Annotated in this window: 16 protein-coding genes; 7 read left to right on the top strand and 9 right to left on the bottom strand. The window is 58.3% G+C overall.

Going from position 1 to position 18,061, the window contains the following annotated elements:
- The first annotated feature begins 62 nt into the window (after window positions 1-62).
- Window positions 63-1,166, top strand: coding sequence for a type 2 isopentenyl-diphosphate Delta-isomerase (gene fni / locus HPC62_RS22505; RefSeq protein ID WP_172358612.1), 1,104 nt, complete (start codon window positions 63-65; stop codon window positions 1,164-1,166).
- A 46-nt stretch (window positions 1,167-1,212) separates the two neighbouring features.
- Here fni and msrB read toward each other — a convergent pair whose 3' ends face one another.
- From msrB to ebsA, 3 genes are all read right to left on the bottom strand, one after another.
- Window positions 1,213-1,614 (bottom strand): peptide-methionine (R)-S-oxide reductase MsrB, encoded by a 402-nt coding sequence (gene msrB / locus HPC62_RS22510; RefSeq protein WP_172358613.1) that lies wholly within the window; start codon window positions 1,612-1,614, stop codon window positions 1,213-1,215.
- 100 nt (window positions 1,615-1,714) lie between these two features.
- Window positions 1,715-2,803 carry a phosphotransacetylase family protein gene (locus tag HPC62_RS22515; protein WP_172359126.1) on the bottom strand — a complete coding sequence of 363 codons (1,089 nt, stop codon included), beginning with the start codon at window positions 2,801-2,803 and terminating at the stop codon, window positions 1,715-1,717.
- Between the two features lie 119 nt (window positions 2,804-2,922).
- On the bottom strand, window positions 2,923-3,297 hold the full coding sequence (gene ebsA / locus HPC62_RS22520) for a type IV pilus biogenesis protein EbsA (protein WP_068508424.1): 375 nt from the start codon (window positions 3,295-3,297) through the stop codon (window positions 2,923-2,925).
- Window positions 3,298-4,024: 727 nt separating this feature from the next.
- Here ebsA and HPC62_RS22525 point away from each other — a divergent pair.
- The 4 genes from HPC62_RS22525 (at window position 4,025) to HPC62_RS22540 (ending at window position 8,673) form a co-directional block, all read left to right on the top strand.
- Window positions 4,025-5,458, top strand: coding sequence for an NCS2 family permease (locus HPC62_RS22525; protein WP_172358614.1), 1,434 nt, complete (start codon window positions 4,025-4,027; stop codon window positions 5,456-5,458).
- A gap of 111 nt (window positions 5,459-5,569) precedes the next feature.
- A complete protein-coding gene (locus HPC62_RS22530; RefSeq protein WP_172358615.1) occupies window positions 5,570-6,592 on the top strand; it encodes an XdhC family protein in 1,023 nt (340 codons plus the stop codon).
- Between the two features lie 54 nt (window positions 6,593-6,646).
- The gene (locus tag HPC62_RS22535; protein WP_172358616.1) at window positions 6,647-7,723 is read left to right on the top strand and encodes a DMT family transporter; all 1,077 of its coding nucleotides are present in this window, start codon (window positions 6,647-6,649) and stop codon (window positions 7,721-7,723) included.
- A gap of 302 nt (window positions 7,724-8,025) precedes the next feature.
- Window positions 8,026-8,673: an NUDIX hydrolase gene (locus tag HPC62_RS22540; protein WP_172358617.1), complete on the top strand. Its 648-nt coding sequence runs from the start codon at window positions 8,026-8,028 to the stop codon at window positions 8,671-8,673.
- Window positions 8,674-8,881: 208 nt separating this feature from the next.
- On the opposite strand, the gene HPC62_RS22545 is transcribed toward HPC62_RS22540, so the two are convergent.
- Both HPC62_RS22545 and HPC62_RS22550 read right to left on the bottom strand, forming a co-directional pair.
- A complete protein-coding gene (locus HPC62_RS22545) occupies window positions 8,882-9,421 on the bottom strand; it encodes a late competence development ComFB family protein (RefSeq protein ID WP_172358618.1) in 540 nt (179 codons plus the stop codon).
- A 352-nt stretch (window positions 9,422-9,773) separates the two neighbouring features.
- Window positions 9,774-10,283, bottom strand: a complete 510-nt coding sequence (locus HPC62_RS22550; RefSeq protein WP_172358619.1) for a hypothetical protein — start codon at window positions 10,281-10,283, stop codon at window positions 9,774-9,776.
- 231 nt (window positions 10,284-10,514) lie between these two features.
- On the opposite strand from HPC62_RS22550, the gene HPC62_RS22555 reads away from it, so the two are divergent.
- Complete coding sequence (locus HPC62_RS22555) at window positions 10,515-10,964, top strand: cupin domain-containing protein (protein ID WP_172359127.1); 450 nt, start codon at window positions 10,515-10,517, stop codon at window positions 10,962-10,964.
- A 50-nt stretch (window positions 10,965-11,014) separates the two neighbouring features.
- Here HPC62_RS22555 and HPC62_RS22560 read toward each other — a convergent pair whose 3' ends face one another.
- Complete coding sequence (locus tag HPC62_RS22560; protein WP_225910588.1) at window positions 11,015-14,035, bottom strand: CAAX protease; 3,021 nt, start codon at window positions 14,033-14,035, stop codon at window positions 11,015-11,017.
- A gap of 139 nt (window positions 14,036-14,174) precedes the next feature.
- On the opposite strand from HPC62_RS22560, the gene HPC62_RS22565 reads away from it, so the two are divergent.
- A complete protein-coding gene (locus tag HPC62_RS22565; protein ID WP_172358620.1) occupies window positions 14,175-14,912 on the top strand; it encodes a dienelactone hydrolase family protein in 738 nt (245 codons plus the stop codon).
- Window positions 14,913-14,916: 4 nt separating this feature from the next.
- Here the strand turns inward: HPC62_RS22565 and HPC62_RS22570 are convergent, their stop codons facing one another.
- The 3 genes from HPC62_RS22570 to HPC62_RS22580 form a co-directional block, all read right to left on the bottom strand.
- The gene (locus tag HPC62_RS22570) at window positions 14,917-15,732 is read right to left on the bottom strand and encodes an ABC transporter permease (RefSeq protein ID WP_390819705.1); all 816 of its coding nucleotides are present in this window, start codon (window positions 15,730-15,732) and stop codon (window positions 14,917-14,919) included.
- Window positions 15,729-16,586: an ABC transporter permease gene (locus HPC62_RS22575; RefSeq protein WP_172358622.1), complete on the bottom strand. Its 858-nt coding sequence runs from the start codon at window positions 16,584-16,586 to the stop codon at window positions 15,729-15,731. The genes HPC62_RS22570 and HPC62_RS22575 overlap by 4 nt, the downstream gene beginning before the upstream one ends.
- 103 nt (window positions 16,587-16,689) lie before the next feature.
- A complete protein-coding gene (locus HPC62_RS22580; RefSeq protein WP_172358623.1) occupies window positions 16,690-18,003 on the bottom strand; it encodes an ABC transporter substrate-binding protein in 1,314 nt (437 codons plus the stop codon).
- Window positions 18,004-18,061 lie beyond the last annotated feature (58 nt).

The following is an 18,061-nucleotide window of genomic DNA, read 5'->3' on the forward strand; positions in this document are numbered from 1 at the left end:
CATGGCACACTAGTGTCTGTAGCTAATGCAAAAGCTAATGCAAAAGCCGCATTCCATTCAGCATGACGCGACCGATTGATTCCCTTTCTCCTGCCCCTGCCCAAGCCCTCAGTGCCCCTTCCGAGCAAGCGATCGCCACTCAAGCCCGCAAAGCCGAACACATCCGCGTCTGCCTAGAGGAAAACGTCCAGTCGCACCTCACCACGGGGCTAGAGCGCTATCGGTTTACCCACTGCTGTTTGCCAGAACTGGCTCCGGCTGATTTGAACTTGCATACAACCTTTTTGGGCAAAGCGCTGGCGGCTCCGCTGCTGATTTCCTCCATGACGGGCGGCACGGATCTGGCGCGAGTGATCAACCTGCGGCTGGCGGCGGCGGCACAGCGGCACGGGCTGGCGATGGGCGTGGGGTCGCAGCGCGTGGCCATCGAAAATCCAGAGGTGGTGTCTACCTTTGCCGTGCGCTCCGTCGCGCCGGATATTCTGCTATTTGCCAACTTGGGCGCGGTGCAGTTGAACTATACCTATGGTGTGGAGGAGTGTCTGCGCGTGGTGGACTGGCTCCGGGCAGACGCGCTGGTGCTACACCTGAACCCGCTGCAAGAGTGTGTGCAAACGCGGGGCGATCGCAACTTTCGGGGCCTGTTCGACAAAATCGCGGCGCTGTGCAACGCCCTGCCCGTGCCCGTGATTGCCAAAGAAGTGGGCAACGGCATCTCTGCGCGAATGGCGCAACGGCTTGTGGACTGTGGCGTTGGGGCAATCGACGTGGCGGGGGCAGGAGGAACCTCTTGGGCCCGGGTGGAGAGCGAACGCGCCCAAGACCCGCTCCAGCGGCGGCTGGGCAATACCTTTGCAAACTGGGGCATCCCCACCGCCGACTGCATTACCTCAATCCGGGCGATCGCCCCCCAGGTTCCCCTGATCGCCTCTGGCGGCCTGCGAAACGGGCTGGACGTAGCCAAAGCGATCGCTCTGGGGGCAGACCTGGGCGGACTTGCCCTCCCCTTCCTGCAAGCCGCCGCCGACTCCGACGCAGCCTTAGATGAACTGATCAAAGCCCTGATTGCAGAACTCAACACCGTCCTACTTTGCACGGGCAGCGCTGCATTGCGGGATTTGCGGGAGCCGGGGATCTTGGTCAAAGCGGGGGCGGGCATGGAGTGATGCAATCCCCCTCAATTCCGCGGTTCCCCATTCCCACGCCGCGAACCTACTCCGGCTTTTCTTCAAAGGTCAGCGAAGCGGAGTTGATGCAATAGCGCATTCCCGTGGGCGCGGGGCCGTCGTTGAAGACATGGCCGAGATGTGCGCCACAGGTTTCGCAGTGGACCTCGACCCGGCGCATAAAGAAGCTGTTGTCTTCTTCGTAGCCTACGTTTTCGGCCGCCAGTGGGGCCCAATAGCTCGGCCAGCCCGTGCCAGAGTCAAACTTGGTTTCGGAGCTAAACAGCGGCGTGCCACAGCAGACGCACTTGTAAATGCCGGGAGCCTTGTTGTTGTGATAGGCCCCGGTAAAGGCGCGTTCGGTGCCCTTTTTGCGAGTGACGTGATACTGCTCCGGCGTAAGCTGCGCTTTCCACTCAGCGTCAGACTTGACGATTTTTTCTGCCATAGCGATTCCCTCAATCCTGCTTCCATTGTAAAGCTGTGTAAAGCTTTCGGAGCAGGACTGGCTGCATCGAACCAGGGCAAACCGGATGTGGCGGGAATCCCTAGGCCGTGGCTACTGGCTCCAGACCGAGCGATCGCATCAGCCGCTCCAGATCAAAGTGGCTCTGCATCAACTGGCGAATATGCTGCACCTTGATGGATTCGTGCAGGCGCACCTGGCCAAAGGTGCGATCGATAATTTCCACCGTGGTCAGCGTGTCCAGATCCACCGAGAGAATGGGCACCTCTAGGTCTTCGGCACGGCTGAGGACGGCAGGCGTGGGCGGAATTTGCCCCGTCAGGATCAGGCAGTGGGTCGAGGTTTCTAGCGCTGCAAGCTGAATATCCGGGCGATCGCCCCCAGTGACCACCGCCATATTGCGCGACTTGCGGAAATATTTCAGCGCAGCGTTGACGTTCATCGCGCCGATCTTCAAGCTTTCCACCATTAGATCCAGCCGATCCGGGCGACATAGCACTTCCGCATTCAGCTGATGCACCAGTTCCGCCACGCTGACGCTCCGCAGCAAGTCGCTCCGGGGCAACACCGCCAGCACTGGAATTCCCTTGCTTTCCAGAAATGAGCGGACGTTGGCATCTACTGCGTCTACCTGATCCAGCGGCACGTCGTTTAGCAGCACCCCCTGGAGGCGATCGCCCAGCACCCGCTTCGAGGCCAGCAGCGAATCCACCACCAGGTCAGAGTGATAGCGAGACACCAGCAGCACAGGCGCACCCAGCACCTCCGCCATCTGCGGCAGCGTCAGGTCAAACAAAGAGCCTTCGTCCAGCGTTCCTGGCCCCTCCAGCAGCGCCAAACTGCCACCCTGCATTCGTCCGTAGGCGGCCAGCGCCTGCTGATAGTGGGTAGAGTCTTCACCCTTAATGCGGCGGGCGATGGTATTGGGATCGAGCGAGAGCAGCGTGGGGCGCAATCGGCTTTCTGGCAGGTTCAGCGTCGCGGCAATAAACCGCACGTCTTCATCTAACGTGTCTGCCTCAGACTCGCTCAGGCAAGTCCCCATTGGCTTGCCGTAGGCAATATCTACCCCTTTCTCTTGAAACAGGTGCGCCAGCCCCAGAATAATCGCAGATTTGCCACTATACGCTTCGGGAGACCCAACGAGTAAATACTGCACAGACTCACCCACCCACCTTATTTTGAAAGACACAGGTATTCTGCAAGACCCATCCGCCGCTGCGGACTTCTCCTCATTGTAGAGGAGGTCTCTGCTTTCACAAGGGGGGGAGGCGAGTTCAGAAACCCTGCTTATTCATCCAAACGCAGCAGCTTGCGGTAGAAACCCTGCGAAAAGTCTGCTATCCGGTTGGATTTGAAGTAAAAAATGACATCGATTAAAAAATCGACAAACTCAAAGTTTGCCAGCGTGACTTCATAGCTTAGCTCGGCGTTGCCATCGAACTGCATCCGGCAGCGCGTTAGGTCAGCAGGCAGCGACGACACGCTCCAGCTGGCCACAAACGGAATGCTCTCTCCTCCCTCGATCTTGCGAGACCCTTCGAGGCTGCCCTTTTGATAAAGGCTGATGGCGAGGGGCAGGGCGTTGCGCTTGCGGCCCTGATAGTAGGGTGCGTACACGTTCACGTCGCGAGGATTTGCAGGTTGAAGGGTCTCGATGGACATGCTCAAATCGTCCTTGGAGTCTCAATAGTTAGCAGGTGAAGCGTTGCAAACCAGCAGCGTGGGGATAGCAGGCTGGGCGATCGCTAGGATCTAGCCAAGATTTGCACCTTCCCCAGCGGCTATAGATGGATAACGAGTAATGGATCACGACTAATGATTCACTACTGATTCAGTATGCCCTGTTCCCCCAGTTTGCTAGCACCGCCTGCGAGAAAAATCGCAGAGAAACCACACCGCGCCCTCAATCAGCGACTCTCCAGCTACGCCCTTTTCAGCAGCTCAAGTCAAGATGGGATCGCTCAAGGGACAGGAATCGATAAAGCGCAATAATCCCAAGGCAAACCAAAACTCTTGGCAGACTAAAAAAAAGTAAAAATGTATTATAAATCACAATGAACCCTGGGCGACAACTTTAGCATGAGGGCTTCATGACCCGGATTAGCGCAAGGCTTTTTGCCAGCATTCGTGATTTTGAAGCAGCCCTATTTGTAGCATAGGGCACGTTTTGTCTGAGCTTGGTTCTGGGCTGAACGCAATGAGCTGAAGTGAAGGGGCTGAGGCACGTGCGCTTTCTCTCGATTCCTTCACTTTCTAGGAGGCTCTTCTGTGAGGTTCTATGGGGCGATCGCCTCTCCGTTTCTCCTTCACCCTTGCGCTATCCAACCAATTTCTCAACCGGCGAAATTGCAACCAATTAGCACATCGTTAACGATAGGGAGTATCAACTATGGAGCCTGAGGTTCTCCAGTCGGAACCCAGACTGCCCACACCGCAATACAGCGGCATATGGGCAAAACTGGCAAACTTTTTTCGGTTCGACCAATACGGCACGAATTTTCGGACTGAGACGCTGGCGGGGTTCACCATTTTTATGACCATGGCCTACATCCTGGTCGTCAACCCGCTGATCCTGTCGGACGCGATTTTCCTGCAAGAACCGCGAGATCTGTTTGGCGAACAGGTGTTTGCAACGGCAATCTCAGCGGCGATCGCCACGCTAGTCATGGCGCTGGTGGCCAACTATCCCTTTGCCCTGGCTCCTGGCATGGGTCTGAACGCCTTCTTTGCCTACTCCGTCGTGCTGACGCTGGGTTTTGACTGGCGGCTGGCCCTGGCGGCAGTGCTAGTGGAAGGCATCATCTTTATCATTCTGACCTTTACCAACATCCGCAAGCAGATTGTCGATGCTATCCCGATGACGCTGAAAACAGCGACCTCTGTGGGCATCGGCTTTTTTATCGCCTACATTGGGCTAGCCGGCGACCCGGCCACGGGCGGCGCAGGGCTGATCGCTGCCAGTCCCGTCACCAAAACCACGCTGGGTACCCTGGGCAATCCCAATGCACTGCTGGCTCTGTTTGGCATTGCCCTGACGACGGCCTTCCTGGTGCGGCGGGTACGCGGGGCACTGCTCTGGGGCATTTTGGCAACGGCGGTGCTGGGCTGGATTTTGGGCGTGTCTCCCTGGCCCAAGGGCATCGTTGGCGCACCCCAGTTTCCCGTCGATCTGTTCGGTAAGGCATTTAGCGGGCTGGGCATGGTCACGGGCAACAACTGGATTGATTTCCTGGCGGTGCTGCTGGTGTTTCTATTTGTGGATATGTTTGACACCGTAGGCACGCTGTCGGGCGTGGGCAAGCGGGCTGGCTTCTTGACAGAGACTGGCGAACTGCCCCGCACAAATCAGGCGCTATTGGCGGATGCCGTGGGCACAACGGCCGGGGCGATCGTCGGCACTTCGACCGTCACCAGCTACGTGGAATCGGCGGCAGGTGTGGCCGAAGGTGGCCGTACGGGCTTTACGGCCCTGGTGACGGGTCTTCTGTTTGCCCTGGCGATTTTCCTGGTGCCGCTGTTTGAGGCGATTCCTGCCTACGCCACGACTCCGGCCCTGGTGATTACGGGTGTGCTGATGATGGCAGGCGCGGCAGACATTCGCTGGGCCGACCCTGCCGAAGCCGTTCCCGCCTTCCTCACGATCTTCTTCATCCCGCTGTCCTTCTCCATTGCCACGGGCCTTTCCCTGGGCTTCATTGCCTATCCCCTGGCCAAGACCTTCCAGGGCAAAGCCCATGAAGTGAGCCTGGCCACCTGGATTTTGGCGGCGGTTTTCGTAGCACGGTTTATCTTCATGACGCTGCGCTTTGGCTCAGCGGAGTAATCGGGTGATGGAGGAATGGGCGAAGGGGGAGTGGGACGATGGCTTTCTAGCACTCCCTAGCCCCCGGTGACTCCATGACTCCATGACTCCACCCCTTCCAGCACTGCTCCGATGTCTATCCAATGCTTTTCTCAACTCGCGATCCTTTTACAGCATCATCCGGTTGTCCTGGCAACGGTCATCCAGGTGCGGGGATCGGTGCCACGGGAGGTGGGGGCGCGGATGCTGGTTTGGGGAGATGGACAACTCTGGGGCACGATTGGCGGCGGGGCGGGTGAGGCAAAGGTGATTCGCGCCGCGCAAGCCGTCCTGAAATCGGGCGAAAAGCAGCGGGTGCAGATTGACCTGTCGGGTGCGCCAAACCGCGAAATTCAGGGCGTGTGCGGCGGCTGGATGCAGGTTTGGGTGGAGCGCTGGCAGGGGGAGGGAGCGATCGCCCTGGCCCAGTCCATCTGCGATCGCCTCCAGTCGGGACAGCCCGCCACCCTGGTCACGCCCCTTGCTATGGACCCTGCTACTGACCTTGCTCCTGATCAGTCGCCCTACCTGGCCGATGAGTTGGGGAATGGACAGGCGATCGCCCTCAGCGAATCTGCCTTTGTCGAAACGCTACAGCCGCCACCTGCTCTGCTCATCGTCGGTGCAGGTCACGTTGGCGAACAGTTGGCCAAAGTCGCTGCTCTCATTGGCTTTCAGGTCATGGTGCAGGACGATCGCCCGGAGTGGGCCAACGCCGACCGCTACCCCCAGGCGACGCGCATCTTTGCCGAGCCGATTGCCAGCGCTCTGCGCCAGCTAGAGCCTTATCCCCAGCTTTATGCCGCCCTGTTGACTCGCGGCTACCAATATGACCTAGAGGCGCTGGACTGTTTGCTAAGCCGCAATTTGCCCTGTTTCTACCTGGGTATGATTGGCAGCGAAAAGCGTGTGCGCCAGGTCTATCAGGCGATCGCCCAGCGCGGCATTGATCCTGGCAAATTGCAAACCATCTACGCCCCCATTGGGCTAGACATCGGTGCCCTCACTCCAGAAGAGATTGCCGTCAGCATCGCCGCTGAGCTAATCCTGGTGCGGCGCGGCGGCACAGGGCGATCGCTCTCCGCATCCCTCCGCCAGTCCGCCAACCCTCTTTAGCGTTCGCGTTTACGATTCCGTCCCTCTGCCACCCTGTCACCCCCTCGTGTCCTAATGTCTTTCAACCCATCTACGCCCGCCCTCGCCAAATCGCCCATTGTCCTGGTTGCACCCTTCTTCTTTTTGGGGACGGCGATGGTGGTGATGAAATTTGTTCTGCCCCACACCACGCCGCTGTTTCTAGCAGGATTTCGGCTCCTGCCTGCGGGGCTGCTGGTGCTGCTGGTGGGGGCGATCGCCAAACTGCCGCAGCCTCAGGGCTGGAAAGCGTGGAGTTGGATTGCGCTGTTCGGTCTAGTGGATGGCGCACTGTTTCAGGGCTTCCTGAGCGAAGGGCTGGTGCATACGGGCGCAGGCCTGGGAGCCGTGCTAATCGACGCGCAGCCGATGATTGTGGCAGTGCTGTCGCGGTTCCTTCTGAACGACGTGATTGGGCTTTGGGGCTGGATTGGGCTGGCGATCGGGGTGCTGGGCGTAGCGCTGTGCGGTCTACCAGAGGCGGCGATCCAGTCCACCCTCCAGGGCAACCTCAGCCTGCCAAGCGGAGCCTTTAGCTGGGCGACGCTGATGCAAAGTGGCGAACTGCTGATGATCCTAGCGGCGCTGGCCATGTCCTTTGGCACAATCATCGTCACCTACGTCCGCAAACACGCCGATCCCATTGTGGGCACAGGCTGGCACATGATTATCGGCGCGGTTCCCCTGCTGCTCTTGTCAGCGCTGACTGAGGCAGGTCAGGTGTCGGGGCTGAATCTGGGCGACTGGGCCGGACTGGGCTACACGACGATTTTCGGCACGGCGATTACTTACGGCATGTTTTTCTACCTGGCGGCGACGGGCAATGTCACCAGCGTCAGCGCGTTGATTTTCCTGACCCCTGTTTTTGCTCTTCTCTTTAGCAATCTGACGCTAGGGGAACAGTTGACCCGACAAGAATGGATTGGTGTAGTGCTGACGCTGGTAAGCGTGTATCTGGTGAATCAGCGCCATGAGCTGGCAGCAAAATTTGCAGGGTCTAGCCCAGTCGTTGTCGCCCTCCGAGAGGGAGCAGTAGAAGCTGCCACGGTCAACTCCTCGGTTCATCCCTCAGTCAATCCGTCGGTTAATCCTCCGCCCCACTCCGATTCGTAATAGGACTTACGCACTTGCAATTAAACTTTTTGGGTTTTGGACGATTTCTCGCGGGCTGCACCCGCGAGAAATCGTCCAACTGCGTAAGTCTTATCGTAATTTTGCTTCGTAATCCTGACGAATAAATCGGTGGTGATCCCCAAAGAGGGATCGTTTTGTGTCGCTTTACCCTGTCTTAACTTTTTGCAGGCTTAAATAGGGGAGGCGCTGGTGGCTATCGCTTCCTGAACGCAACTCCCTGCAAACGTCTCCATTTTGTCTCCCTTTTTGATCGTTCTGTTTTGATAGTTCTGAGTCGGTCAATGCTCATTTCACTGTCTGATTTCATCTCTCGAACGACCCCTACGGGCGCGGCACTGTTTCTGCGGTGGGAGGGGTATCACGTCTTTTCGATTCCCCGGAGAGAACTGACTCACGGCGGCGATCGCCTGCGGTTTTTTGGGGTAGGCGGCAAGCGGCGATCGCCCGACGAGTCTTGGACAGACTGCGCCCTGCGAGAAAGCGCTGAAGAAATCGGCGCGGTGGTTTCTGCGATTCACAGCGCCGAGCAGACCTATTTTCTGAGTGCTGAAGGGGACGTGATCACGGTGCGCCTGCTGGAATCGGGCCTGCGCCCCCGGCTGATTTTAGAAAAGCGGGCCCACTCCAGCTACGGCAGCCTGGCCAGCAGTCCGCAGACCTACTATTTGCTTGCCTTTGACGCATCTCTGCGGGCAAAGCCCCAGCCCAGCAGCGAAATCGCAGCACTTCTATACCTCAGTGACGAGCATTTGCTGCAAATGCAGACGGGCGATCGCCCCACCCTCGGACACCTGCTCAGCACGGGTGCAAAAATCGACCTGCAACCGGGCATCCGGCTCAGCCCAGACGTGGTGTGTGTTCCCCACGGCACGGCGGCTTTTTTGACGCATCAGGGCGCGAGGGGTTGGGGCTTGGCAGTTGAGGGTTAAGGGGGTGTTGCGCTACAGCGCCCACAGCAGCACCGGGTGACCGCTCAGGGCTGGCTTGCAACTTTCACAGGAAGCCCTGAGTTCACTGCATAGGCCAACCCAAAGCGCAGACCCAAATCACAAAGCCAAATCACAAAGCCAAAATCGAGAATTGAGAGCAAGCCGATTCCCCGATCGCCAATTTTCACCCTTTTCTAGGCGTGTGTCTCTAGGCGTGTGCTTCAAACTTGTGGGCGTAGGCTTTGAGCAGCGTACTGACCTGACCCAACACCTCGTCGCTGGCGCTCTTGCCCAAGGCCTGGCGTTCGGGATAGAAGTCGGGGCGGTTGACGCTGCGGGCGATCGCCTCTGCAACCTGTTCTGCAATCAGCGGTTGCAGGTCTTCGCGGGCACGGCTGCGCTGATAGTCTGCGCCTTCCTCAGTCGTGGCATACATGGGCGGCAGTCGGTTCAGCGCATAGGCAGCAATGTCGCCCAAATCTAGCGTGCAATCGCTGGTGGCTTCGATTTCGGCAACGCGGGCGATCGCCTCTGTCAGCACCATTTCTTCCATCACGTTGATGAACTGCTTGCGGGGCACCGCGACCACCTCGCCGGTCAATAGCGCCCCCATGAGCCGATCGAGGGCCATATACTCTTCGATAGACAATTCGGAAGCCGTATCGCAAATGCGCCCAACCTCAGCTTCCATCGCGGGGGTGAGGTAGCCATCTTGAAGCGCTTGCTCGACGATTTTCTCAATGCTCATGTTGCCCTCAAATCTTCACGGCAAAACGGAACGGGTCACTGGAGTCCACTAGGCTTATACCCATCTGGTTTAGTGTGCCCCGGAATTCCACAACTGCACCAACCCCATTTAACGATTGTGTGAAGATCTATCCGGATAGCGGCACGGATCTGGACTGACCAAGGGTGCAATCTCTGGGTTTCATAATGGACTTGCAAACGATTCAGGCACGTTAAGAAAAATTACGGAACCTGCCCGTTCCAGACCGCCCTTGGCGACACAACCAGCCTGTTAAGGCTTAATCTGGCAAGGCTCAACCTGGCAAGGCTCAACCTGGCAAGACTGAATCTGGCAAGGCTCAACCTGGCAAGGCTCAATCTGGCTCGACATAGCCCTGGATATTTTCTGGGTCAAATTGTTTCAAAATCTTCGTGGCCTGATTCGTCAGGTTGGGCTGTCCCTTCACCACGACCAGATACTTCCCCGCCTTGAGGCGATTCCGATAGGGGAGGGCATCGCCCCCGCCAAAGACCAGCCCCGTGCCGCCGCCAACAAAGAAGCTGCCCATTGCTCCGGCGATCGCCCCCAAAACGCCACCGATGATCTGATTGCCCAGCACGCCCGCCGAGGGCACCAGTTGATACGCGGTCGCCAGGTTAAACGCCACCCCTGCAATAAAGCCAAACGGCACCAGCCACGTCGCCATGAGCAACGCCTGCTTGCGGGCAGGCTTTTTAGGGTCGAGGAAGCCATATTCGTCGGCACTTTTGTAGCCGCGCCCCAAAATGCTGACCTGGCTCATGGGTAGGTTTGCCGCCTCCAGCGCCGAATAGGCCGCCTCTGCCTGAATGCGGTCAGGAAGAATTGCTACAACATAATTCATGACGATCGCACTCCGTGCCTTGTCTGCAACGTTGACTTGCAAGGTTTCCAACTGCTGGTTCCATTATCGGCTGAGATGGCGGCGCAAGCGTCGTTCGCAGGGTCAGGTGCAAATCTGCCGATTAGGATGAAGATAGAGAAATTTAGATGCTGGCTCGGAGGACACGGTTCGATGGCATTGCAACAAGATTCACGCCAAGCAGCCCAGGCAGAGCAGGTGAGCGATGAGGGCATGAGCGGGGCAGACACCACCGCTCCCCAGCCCAACGACGGCGAAATCATTACCGTGCGTCCCGATGCAGAAACCCTGACGCGCCAGCGGTTGCCCTATTTCGTCGGCATTTCTGGCAACACCGCAGGGACGCAGGGCATCTCCATGAACCTGGTGATTATTCCGCCGGGAGCCTCTGCCGAGCCGCATTTCCACCGCGACTACGAAACCGCCATCTACATCCTAGAGGGGCGCGTCGAAACCCGCTATGGGCTGGGACTTCGGCAGTCGGTCATCAACGAAACAGGCGATTTCCTATTTATTCCCCCTGGCGTTCCCCACCAGCCTCACAACCTCAGCCAGACCGAACCCGCCCGCGCCCTAGTTTCCCGCAACGACCCCAACGAGCAAGAAAACGCCGTCCTCTACAACCCGACAGGTGATACTCCCGCGAGTGACGCACCAGAATAAAAGCATTCTCTTCGTTCTTCCCTCTTCGTTCTTCCCTCTTCGTTTTTCGTTCACCAGCCCAACGGCGTTGGCGCGACGGGCGCAATCTCTGGGCGATCGCCCCCCACCTGGCAAGTTTGCAGCACCCAAATCTGTGCGCCCTGGTTGAGAAACTGGCGGGCAATGGTTTCGCAGGCGAGGCGGGGCAGCAGCGTCCGCCAGCTAATCAGCCCGACGGTGAGATTATAGAGAATTTCGCTTTCGGGGCTAACGCCGAGAGTGCTGTCGTTCGTTTTCCAGTCGGCGCGGGCCGTGCCCAGCGGCAGCATCTCGCGTTTAATAAAGCGCCCCAACTGCACCAGTTGGTCAAACCGGGCTGCTTGGTCGGGCTGTTCATCCAGCCAGGCTTTGAGTTCCGGCATCCGGTTGAGCGCGTCGCCCAGATTTTTCACCGCTGCGTAGAAGGCCTGATTGGAGTCTTGCGAACAGTTGTGGGCTGGGCCGACGTAGGTTCCGCCTGTGCCGTCGCCAATGCGGTAGCGGGCGGTCATGATTTCAAGCTGGGTCACGAGTCCGTCTAGCGCCGAGGCTTTTACGCCGCCAAAGTCGAAGGGGCTGGTGAACGGATCGTATTGAATCAGTAGGTCGCACACTGGTCGCACACCCAGCCAGCCAAACTGGCGATCGCCCAAAAATCGCTGCCAGGATAGCGTTCCCGCAATCACCCCGTCGGTGTTGTGGGTATAGACCTGGTGGTAGTGAATGTCGAAGATTAGCTCGTCGGCCAGTGGTTCGCGCACCACGGTCGCCACGCCGTAGGCAAAATGCCCAAAGTATAGCGGGCCCTGCGCCTGGGGTTCTGCCATTGCGCCGCCGATGCCGCCGTAGAGGTGAATCACCAGCGCCCGGGAGCCTTCGGCAAAGGGTGGGGCATTGGCGGGCGCAGGGGCATCCGGGGGAGCATTCGGAGAATCAGCCAAGTTCTCGTTTAGGGCATTTAGGAGCAGCGTCGAGCGGACGTTGCCCTTCAGCGTGGCAATGTCTTCCCAGATACCGCGCCGGAGGAACTGCCCCGCCTCGCGGCGATCGCCAATGGTTTGATCCGGCTGCAAGCGCAGGAGCGCACGGGGGGCGATCGCCTGCACCACAAACCGACCCGCTGCGTCCTTTGCGCCATAGAGATACCAGCCATCGCGCCCCGCAGGAGACAGCTCCAGTCCCCGATTCCCGGCAGGCGGCAGGTTGTTTGCATCGGGAATAACCGGGGGAAACCGCGCAATTTCTGTGGGCCCGTCAAACTGGCGCGTGGCGCGGTTGAAATGCTGAATGCGGAAAAATTCTGGCGCAGACTCGTCGGAAGCGGGCAGGGGCAATCCCTCGGCATCGACGGGTTCCAGAAGCCTGGCCAAGGCATAATAGCGACCCGTGATCTGCACAGGTTCTCGCGTGATGGCGAGGAGCGATCGCCCTTCGCCGCCGATCTGGACATCTTTCACCTGCGGCTCGTCCAGCATCACCAGCACATCGTCGTAGGGGCGGCTGCCTGCCAGCGACTCTAGCGGATCGACCCGCTGCCAGCGGTCAATTCGCAGCGGATGCACCAAGCCCTGGCAAATGCTGTATTCCGTCTCTTCGCTAAAAAAGACATCGCGGGTGGTCTGCTGCAAAAAGAACTGAATCCCCGGCGTTTGCTGCCAGCGCAGCACAGCCACCTGACCCACCAGATGGGCATATTCTGGCGGCGCGTGATGCACCTCAAACCACACGCCGCGCACCTGCCGCCGCTCGTTCGGTTTGGGCAAGATCAGCCGGCCCATCCAGGGGGCGATCGCCCGATACAGGCCTGAGTCTACGGTTTGATCCAGCGGATAATAGTCGGGTCGGTTAAACTCGGCTTGCCAATAGCGCTCGTAGTTGCTAGGTTTGGCGACTTGCATTTTGCTCACCAGCGCCGACTTGCCCTGCAAAATATCGGACACAGCGCGGACGGTTGCCTCTAGGTGCGTGCGGCCGTCGGGCAAGCGCTTAGTGACGCTGTAGGGGCCGTCGGCTCCGTTGTGCCCCATCGAGCCGAGGGAAGAAATGGTGATCTTGCGGCGCTGGCGGGCGCGGTTCCAGGGCGACAGCGGAAACAGCCGCCAGCGCTGGGGAAACAGGACTGCACCTTCTTTTTCAACCCAGTCGCGATCGCCCACCAGATGATAGAGATGCTCCAGTTCCAACAGGTTGTGATTGCCGCTGACCACGCCCGCTAGCGAGATCACGTCGATGGGCGCTTTCAGCAGTTGCTTTAGCGTCAGCGCCGCCCGCAGCGCCACCTGCGCCCCGCCGCTATAGCCCAGCAGCGTCACCGGAACCCCGCTATTAGGCTGATAGCCGTAGTGGGTCAGGCTGTTGAAGATGACCTGCGCTGTGCCCTGGCCGTAAATCGGGCCGTAGCGCTGATCGGCAGTCACGGCGACTACCAGCACGTTGCGGATGTTAATCAAAAACGAGAGCAACAGCCCAAAGATGCCGCTGGAGGGCGACATTTGCAGCCGATCGACGATGCGCCAGAAAAATGCCAGCATCCGCCGTTCGGTGAGCGATCGATTCATCACGGAGTAGGACATGATGCCCTGGATCAGCACGATGTCATCGGGCATGTCGGCTGCCAGCGTGGCCAGGAATTCCTCTACGTCGGGCAGGTAGGTATACTTTCCCTGGGCAATGCCATCCAGATAAATGACGTAGCGAGTGATGGTGCCGGGTTCGGGCAGCGGTTCTGCCAGTGTTCCCGGTGCTTCCAGGGTTTGCAGATCCTCACCATACCAGCCTGCCCACCAGCCCAGGGCCTCCAGCGGGGCCAGCAAACTGGCAACCAAGACCGCGATGCCGCCCACCAGCAGCAGATCTTTGGTAATGCTGAGGGTGGCCGCCAGCACCAGCAGCGTGTGCGAGAGCCAGCCGCTGAACGCCGGAATCAGCGTGGACGATGCGGCTAGAACTGCGGCCAAAACCGTGCCTGCGATACTGGCGACTCTCCAGGGCGCTTTCCAGGGCGATCGCCCTCGTTTGGCAGCACGGGTCTCGGTCGGGCTGGGCTGTTCCATAGACTCTCAGGGCTGAAACTCAGGGTTGGCGTTCTGGCTCTATCGTCCAAGATTACGGCCCGGTGAGGTGTCTCAGCAAGCTTGAATCCCCTTGGCGGGATGGCTACTCTAGGGGCAAACAGCATGGCAGGATGGGCAGATGCAAATTATCAAGCGGAATGTGGAACTGCGGGTGGACGATAGCCTGATGCGGGTGTACGTGGCCGCGCCCAAGCCAGAGGGTCGATATCCCGGCATCGTCTTCTTTTCAGATATTTATCAACTGGGTGGCCCGATTACGCGGCTGGCGGATCGGCTGGCAGGCTATGGCTATGTGGTGGCCGCGCCAGAAATTTTTCATCGGCTGGAACCTGTGGGCACGGTGATCGAACCTAGCGACCTGGGACGGATGCAGGGGAATGATGATGCTCGACGAACGGCGATCGCCCACTACGATGCCGACACCCGTGCCGTCCTCGATTTTCTCAAGTCTGAAAGCAGCGTGTTGCCCAACAAACTGGGCAGCATGGGCTTTTGCATCGGCGGACACCTTGCCTACCGCGCTGCCTTCCAGCCAGAGGTGAAAGCCACCGTCAGTTGCTATCCCACGGGCATCCCCATCGGCAAACTGGGCAAAGGCGTGGCTGACACGCTCCAGCGCACGGGCGAAATCCACGGTGAGCTGCTGCTCGTCTTTGGCACGCTCGACCCGCATGTGAAAGAACCCGATCGCCACACCCTCGCCCAAACCCTGGAAAAGACTGGCGTAAGGCATCAGATCTTGATCTACGAGGCCGACCACACATTCATGCGCGACGATGGCCCCCGCTACGACCCCGCCGCCACTGATGCTGCCTGGAATGAACTCATCTCGTTCCTGAAGCGGGTAATTGGTTAGCGCCTCACTGCGACTGGCGGCGCGAGGTGTAGTTGTAGGCGGCGATCGCTAGCAGAATCATGGCAAAGGAAAACAACGTCGTCAGCGTGCCCAAGGCATAGAGCGCAGGCGAGGTAACGTTGGTGGTCATGCCGAAGATTTCCAGCGGCAGCGTGTTCTTTTGCCCCGACACCAGCGACGTGCGCGTAAATTCGTCATAGGACAGCGTAAAGCCCAATAGCCCAATGCCGATCAGCGCGGGCAGAATCAGCGGAAACACAATCTCCCAGAAGGTTTTGGTGTCGTTTGCGCCTAGGTCGCGGGAGGCCTCTTCGTAGGACGGGTTAAATCGGTTGAAAATGCCCAGCATGATCAGAAAGGCAAAGGGAACCGTCCAGGTCAGGTGTGCGCCCAGACCCGACGAGAACCAGTTCGTTTCCAGATCCAGCACCTGAAACACAATGCCGATGCCTAGAGAGATCAGCACGCTGGGCACGATCAGGCTGGCAATCGTCAGATAGAACAGGGTCCCAGCCCCTTTGAACCGCTGCCGGAAAGCCAGGGCAGACATGACCGTGACAATCACCGACAGCAGGGTCACCAGCAGCCCCAACAGGAGCGATCGCCAGAAGGCATCCGTAAAGTTGCCCACGCGCTGTTCCTGGAAGACCTGCCCCAGCCAGTAGAAGCTAAAGCCTTTCATCGGAAACGTCAGCGTGCCCTCTTCGCCTTGCAGCGACAGGATAAAGATCGCCAGCATGGGGCCGTAGAGAAACAGGACAAATAGCCCAAAGAAGCCTGCCAGCAGGTAGTAAGTCAGGGAGCGTTTCTGTTGCATCACAACTCCTTGCGGATATCGACCACGCGCAAAATTGCCATGACCAGCAGCAGCGTCACCAGCAGCAAAATCACCGCGTTTGCCGCCGCCAGCGGATACTGCAAGCTGCCGATTTGGGTCTGAATCATCTTGCCGACGGAGGCCGCCTGCCCGCCGCCCATCATCCGCACAGTGACGAACTCGCCCATCACCAGCGTCACCACAAAAATAGAGCCGATGGCAATACCCGGAGCCGCTAGCGGCAGAATGATTTCTTTGAGAATTTGAAACCCGGATGCGCCCATGTCTCGTGCGGCAGTGATCAAGCTGCGATCGATCCGCATGAGGCTATTGAAAATAGGCGCAATCATAAAAAAGTTGTACAAATGCACCATGCCCAGCACGATGGCAAAATCTGAAAACAGCAGCCACTCCAGCGGTTGATTGATTAGCCCCAGGCGCATCAGCGTGCTGTTTACCAGACCCTCCCGCCCCAGCACGGGCACCCAGGAAATCATCCGGATAATGTTTGAAGTCCAGAATGGCACTGTACACACTAAGAAGAGGATGATTTGCCACTTTTGGTCTTCGATGAAGAACGCTAGAAAGTATGCCACGGGAAAGGCGATCGCCAGGCAAAAGAACCACACCAGGAACACATACTTGAACGTGTTCAGGTAGGTTCTCAGCGTCACATCGGACGTGAAGATACTTTTGTAGTTATCCAGCGTAAAGCCGGGAATCATCTGAATGCCGTCGAACTGCCAAAAGCTGACAATAAAGATCATGAGGATTGGCAGCACCAAAAATAGCAGCAGCACGAACGTTTGGGGGGTCACCAGTGCGTAGGGCTGAATGCTTTTCCAGGATTTCAGCATTGCAAGTTACCTGAATAGGCGCGGCTTTTTGAGGGGATTGGCGCTCAAAAAGCCGCAATGGTTAGAGCATGAATGGGAACGGGACGAGATAAGGGGGCGATCGCTACGACGCAATAAACTCATTCCACTTTTGCACCAGGTACACGTTCTCCTTCATTGTGGAGTTCCAGCACACAATGTTGCCGAAGCGATCCTTGAAGGAGCCGCCATCCCGCACTGCGCCCTTCTTCTCTAGCGTCTTGCCGAAGGGGTCTACCATGTCTTCGGCGGCGGGCTTGCCTTCATACCAGAAGTCCCACTCTGCCTGAGACATGTACTTCTTGGCGTTTTCTGGTGCAGCGCTGTAGTAGCCCTGGCGACCCAGGAAGGAACCGACCCAGCCCTCCAGCATCCAGTTGATGTATTCGTAGGCTGCGTCAAGCTGAATGCCCGACAGATTCTTGGACAGGCCGATGCCGCCGCCCCAGCCGCGATAGCCCTCCTTCAGCGGCGCATAGATACACTGCGTTCCCTTGGCCTTCACCGCCGTCACCGCAGGCGACCACATAGATTGCAGCACCACCTCGCCCGCATTCATCAGGTTCACCGATTCATCAAAGGTCTTCCAGAAAGCCCGGAACTGACCCGCCCGCTTCTGTTCCTTAAGAATGTTGGTAATCTGGTCGATTTCTTCGCGGGTCATGTTGCCCTTGTCGGCAAATTTCATCAGCCCCAGCGACTCGGCCACCATCGCCGCGTCCATAATGCCGATTTGGGGAATGTCCAGAATCGAGGTCTTGCCTTTGAATTCAGGATTAAACAGTTCGCCCCAGGTTTCGATCTTGCGGCCCACGAGGTCAGGACGGTAGCCCAGCGTGTCTGCGTTGTACTGGAACGGAATTAGCGTGGCGTAGTCGGTGGGGGTTGGTGAAAACTCCTTGGAGTCGGGCCCGGTGACGTATTGCACCTTGTAGGGCGCAGTGCCTTGGGACTGCTCTACGGGCATTCCCTCAAACTTGCCCTGAGTAAAGAAGGGCACAATCTTGTCGTAGTCTTTCACTTTGTTGACATCGATGGGCTGGAGGTTGCCCGACGGCACCACCAGCGGCAGGCTGAAATATTCCCCGTCAAAGATGTCGTACTGCCTGGGTTGGGTAATGGCAATCTGGTTGTTTTCTTCGGTGCTGAGGGCGCGCATGTCCAGCTTAAAGCCGAGATCTTGCTGGGCTTTATCGCGAATTTCATTGATTTGCGATACGCCAGTACCAATTAGCCGCAGAGTCACGTCCTTGGTCTGGTTAATGTTCACCTCTGGGCCCGTAGCCGGGTTGTTGGGGGTGCCGACGGGGGCTTCGCTGCGGGCGCAGCGGGTCGCAGCCAGCGCGGCTCCGGCGGCGAGTCCAGTGCGGATGACCTGACGACGAGAGATTTTAGCCATAGTGCCTAGATGTGTAGAAAATAGTAGGTAAACGTTGCGGTGCTGTTTGACTCGCTGC

It is taken from the genome of Thermoleptolyngbya sichuanensis A183 (assembly GCF_013177315.1).
GTDB classification, from domain to species: domain Bacteria; phylum Cyanobacteriota; class Cyanobacteriia; order Elainellales; family Elainellaceae; genus Thermoleptolyngbya; species Thermoleptolyngbya sichuanensis.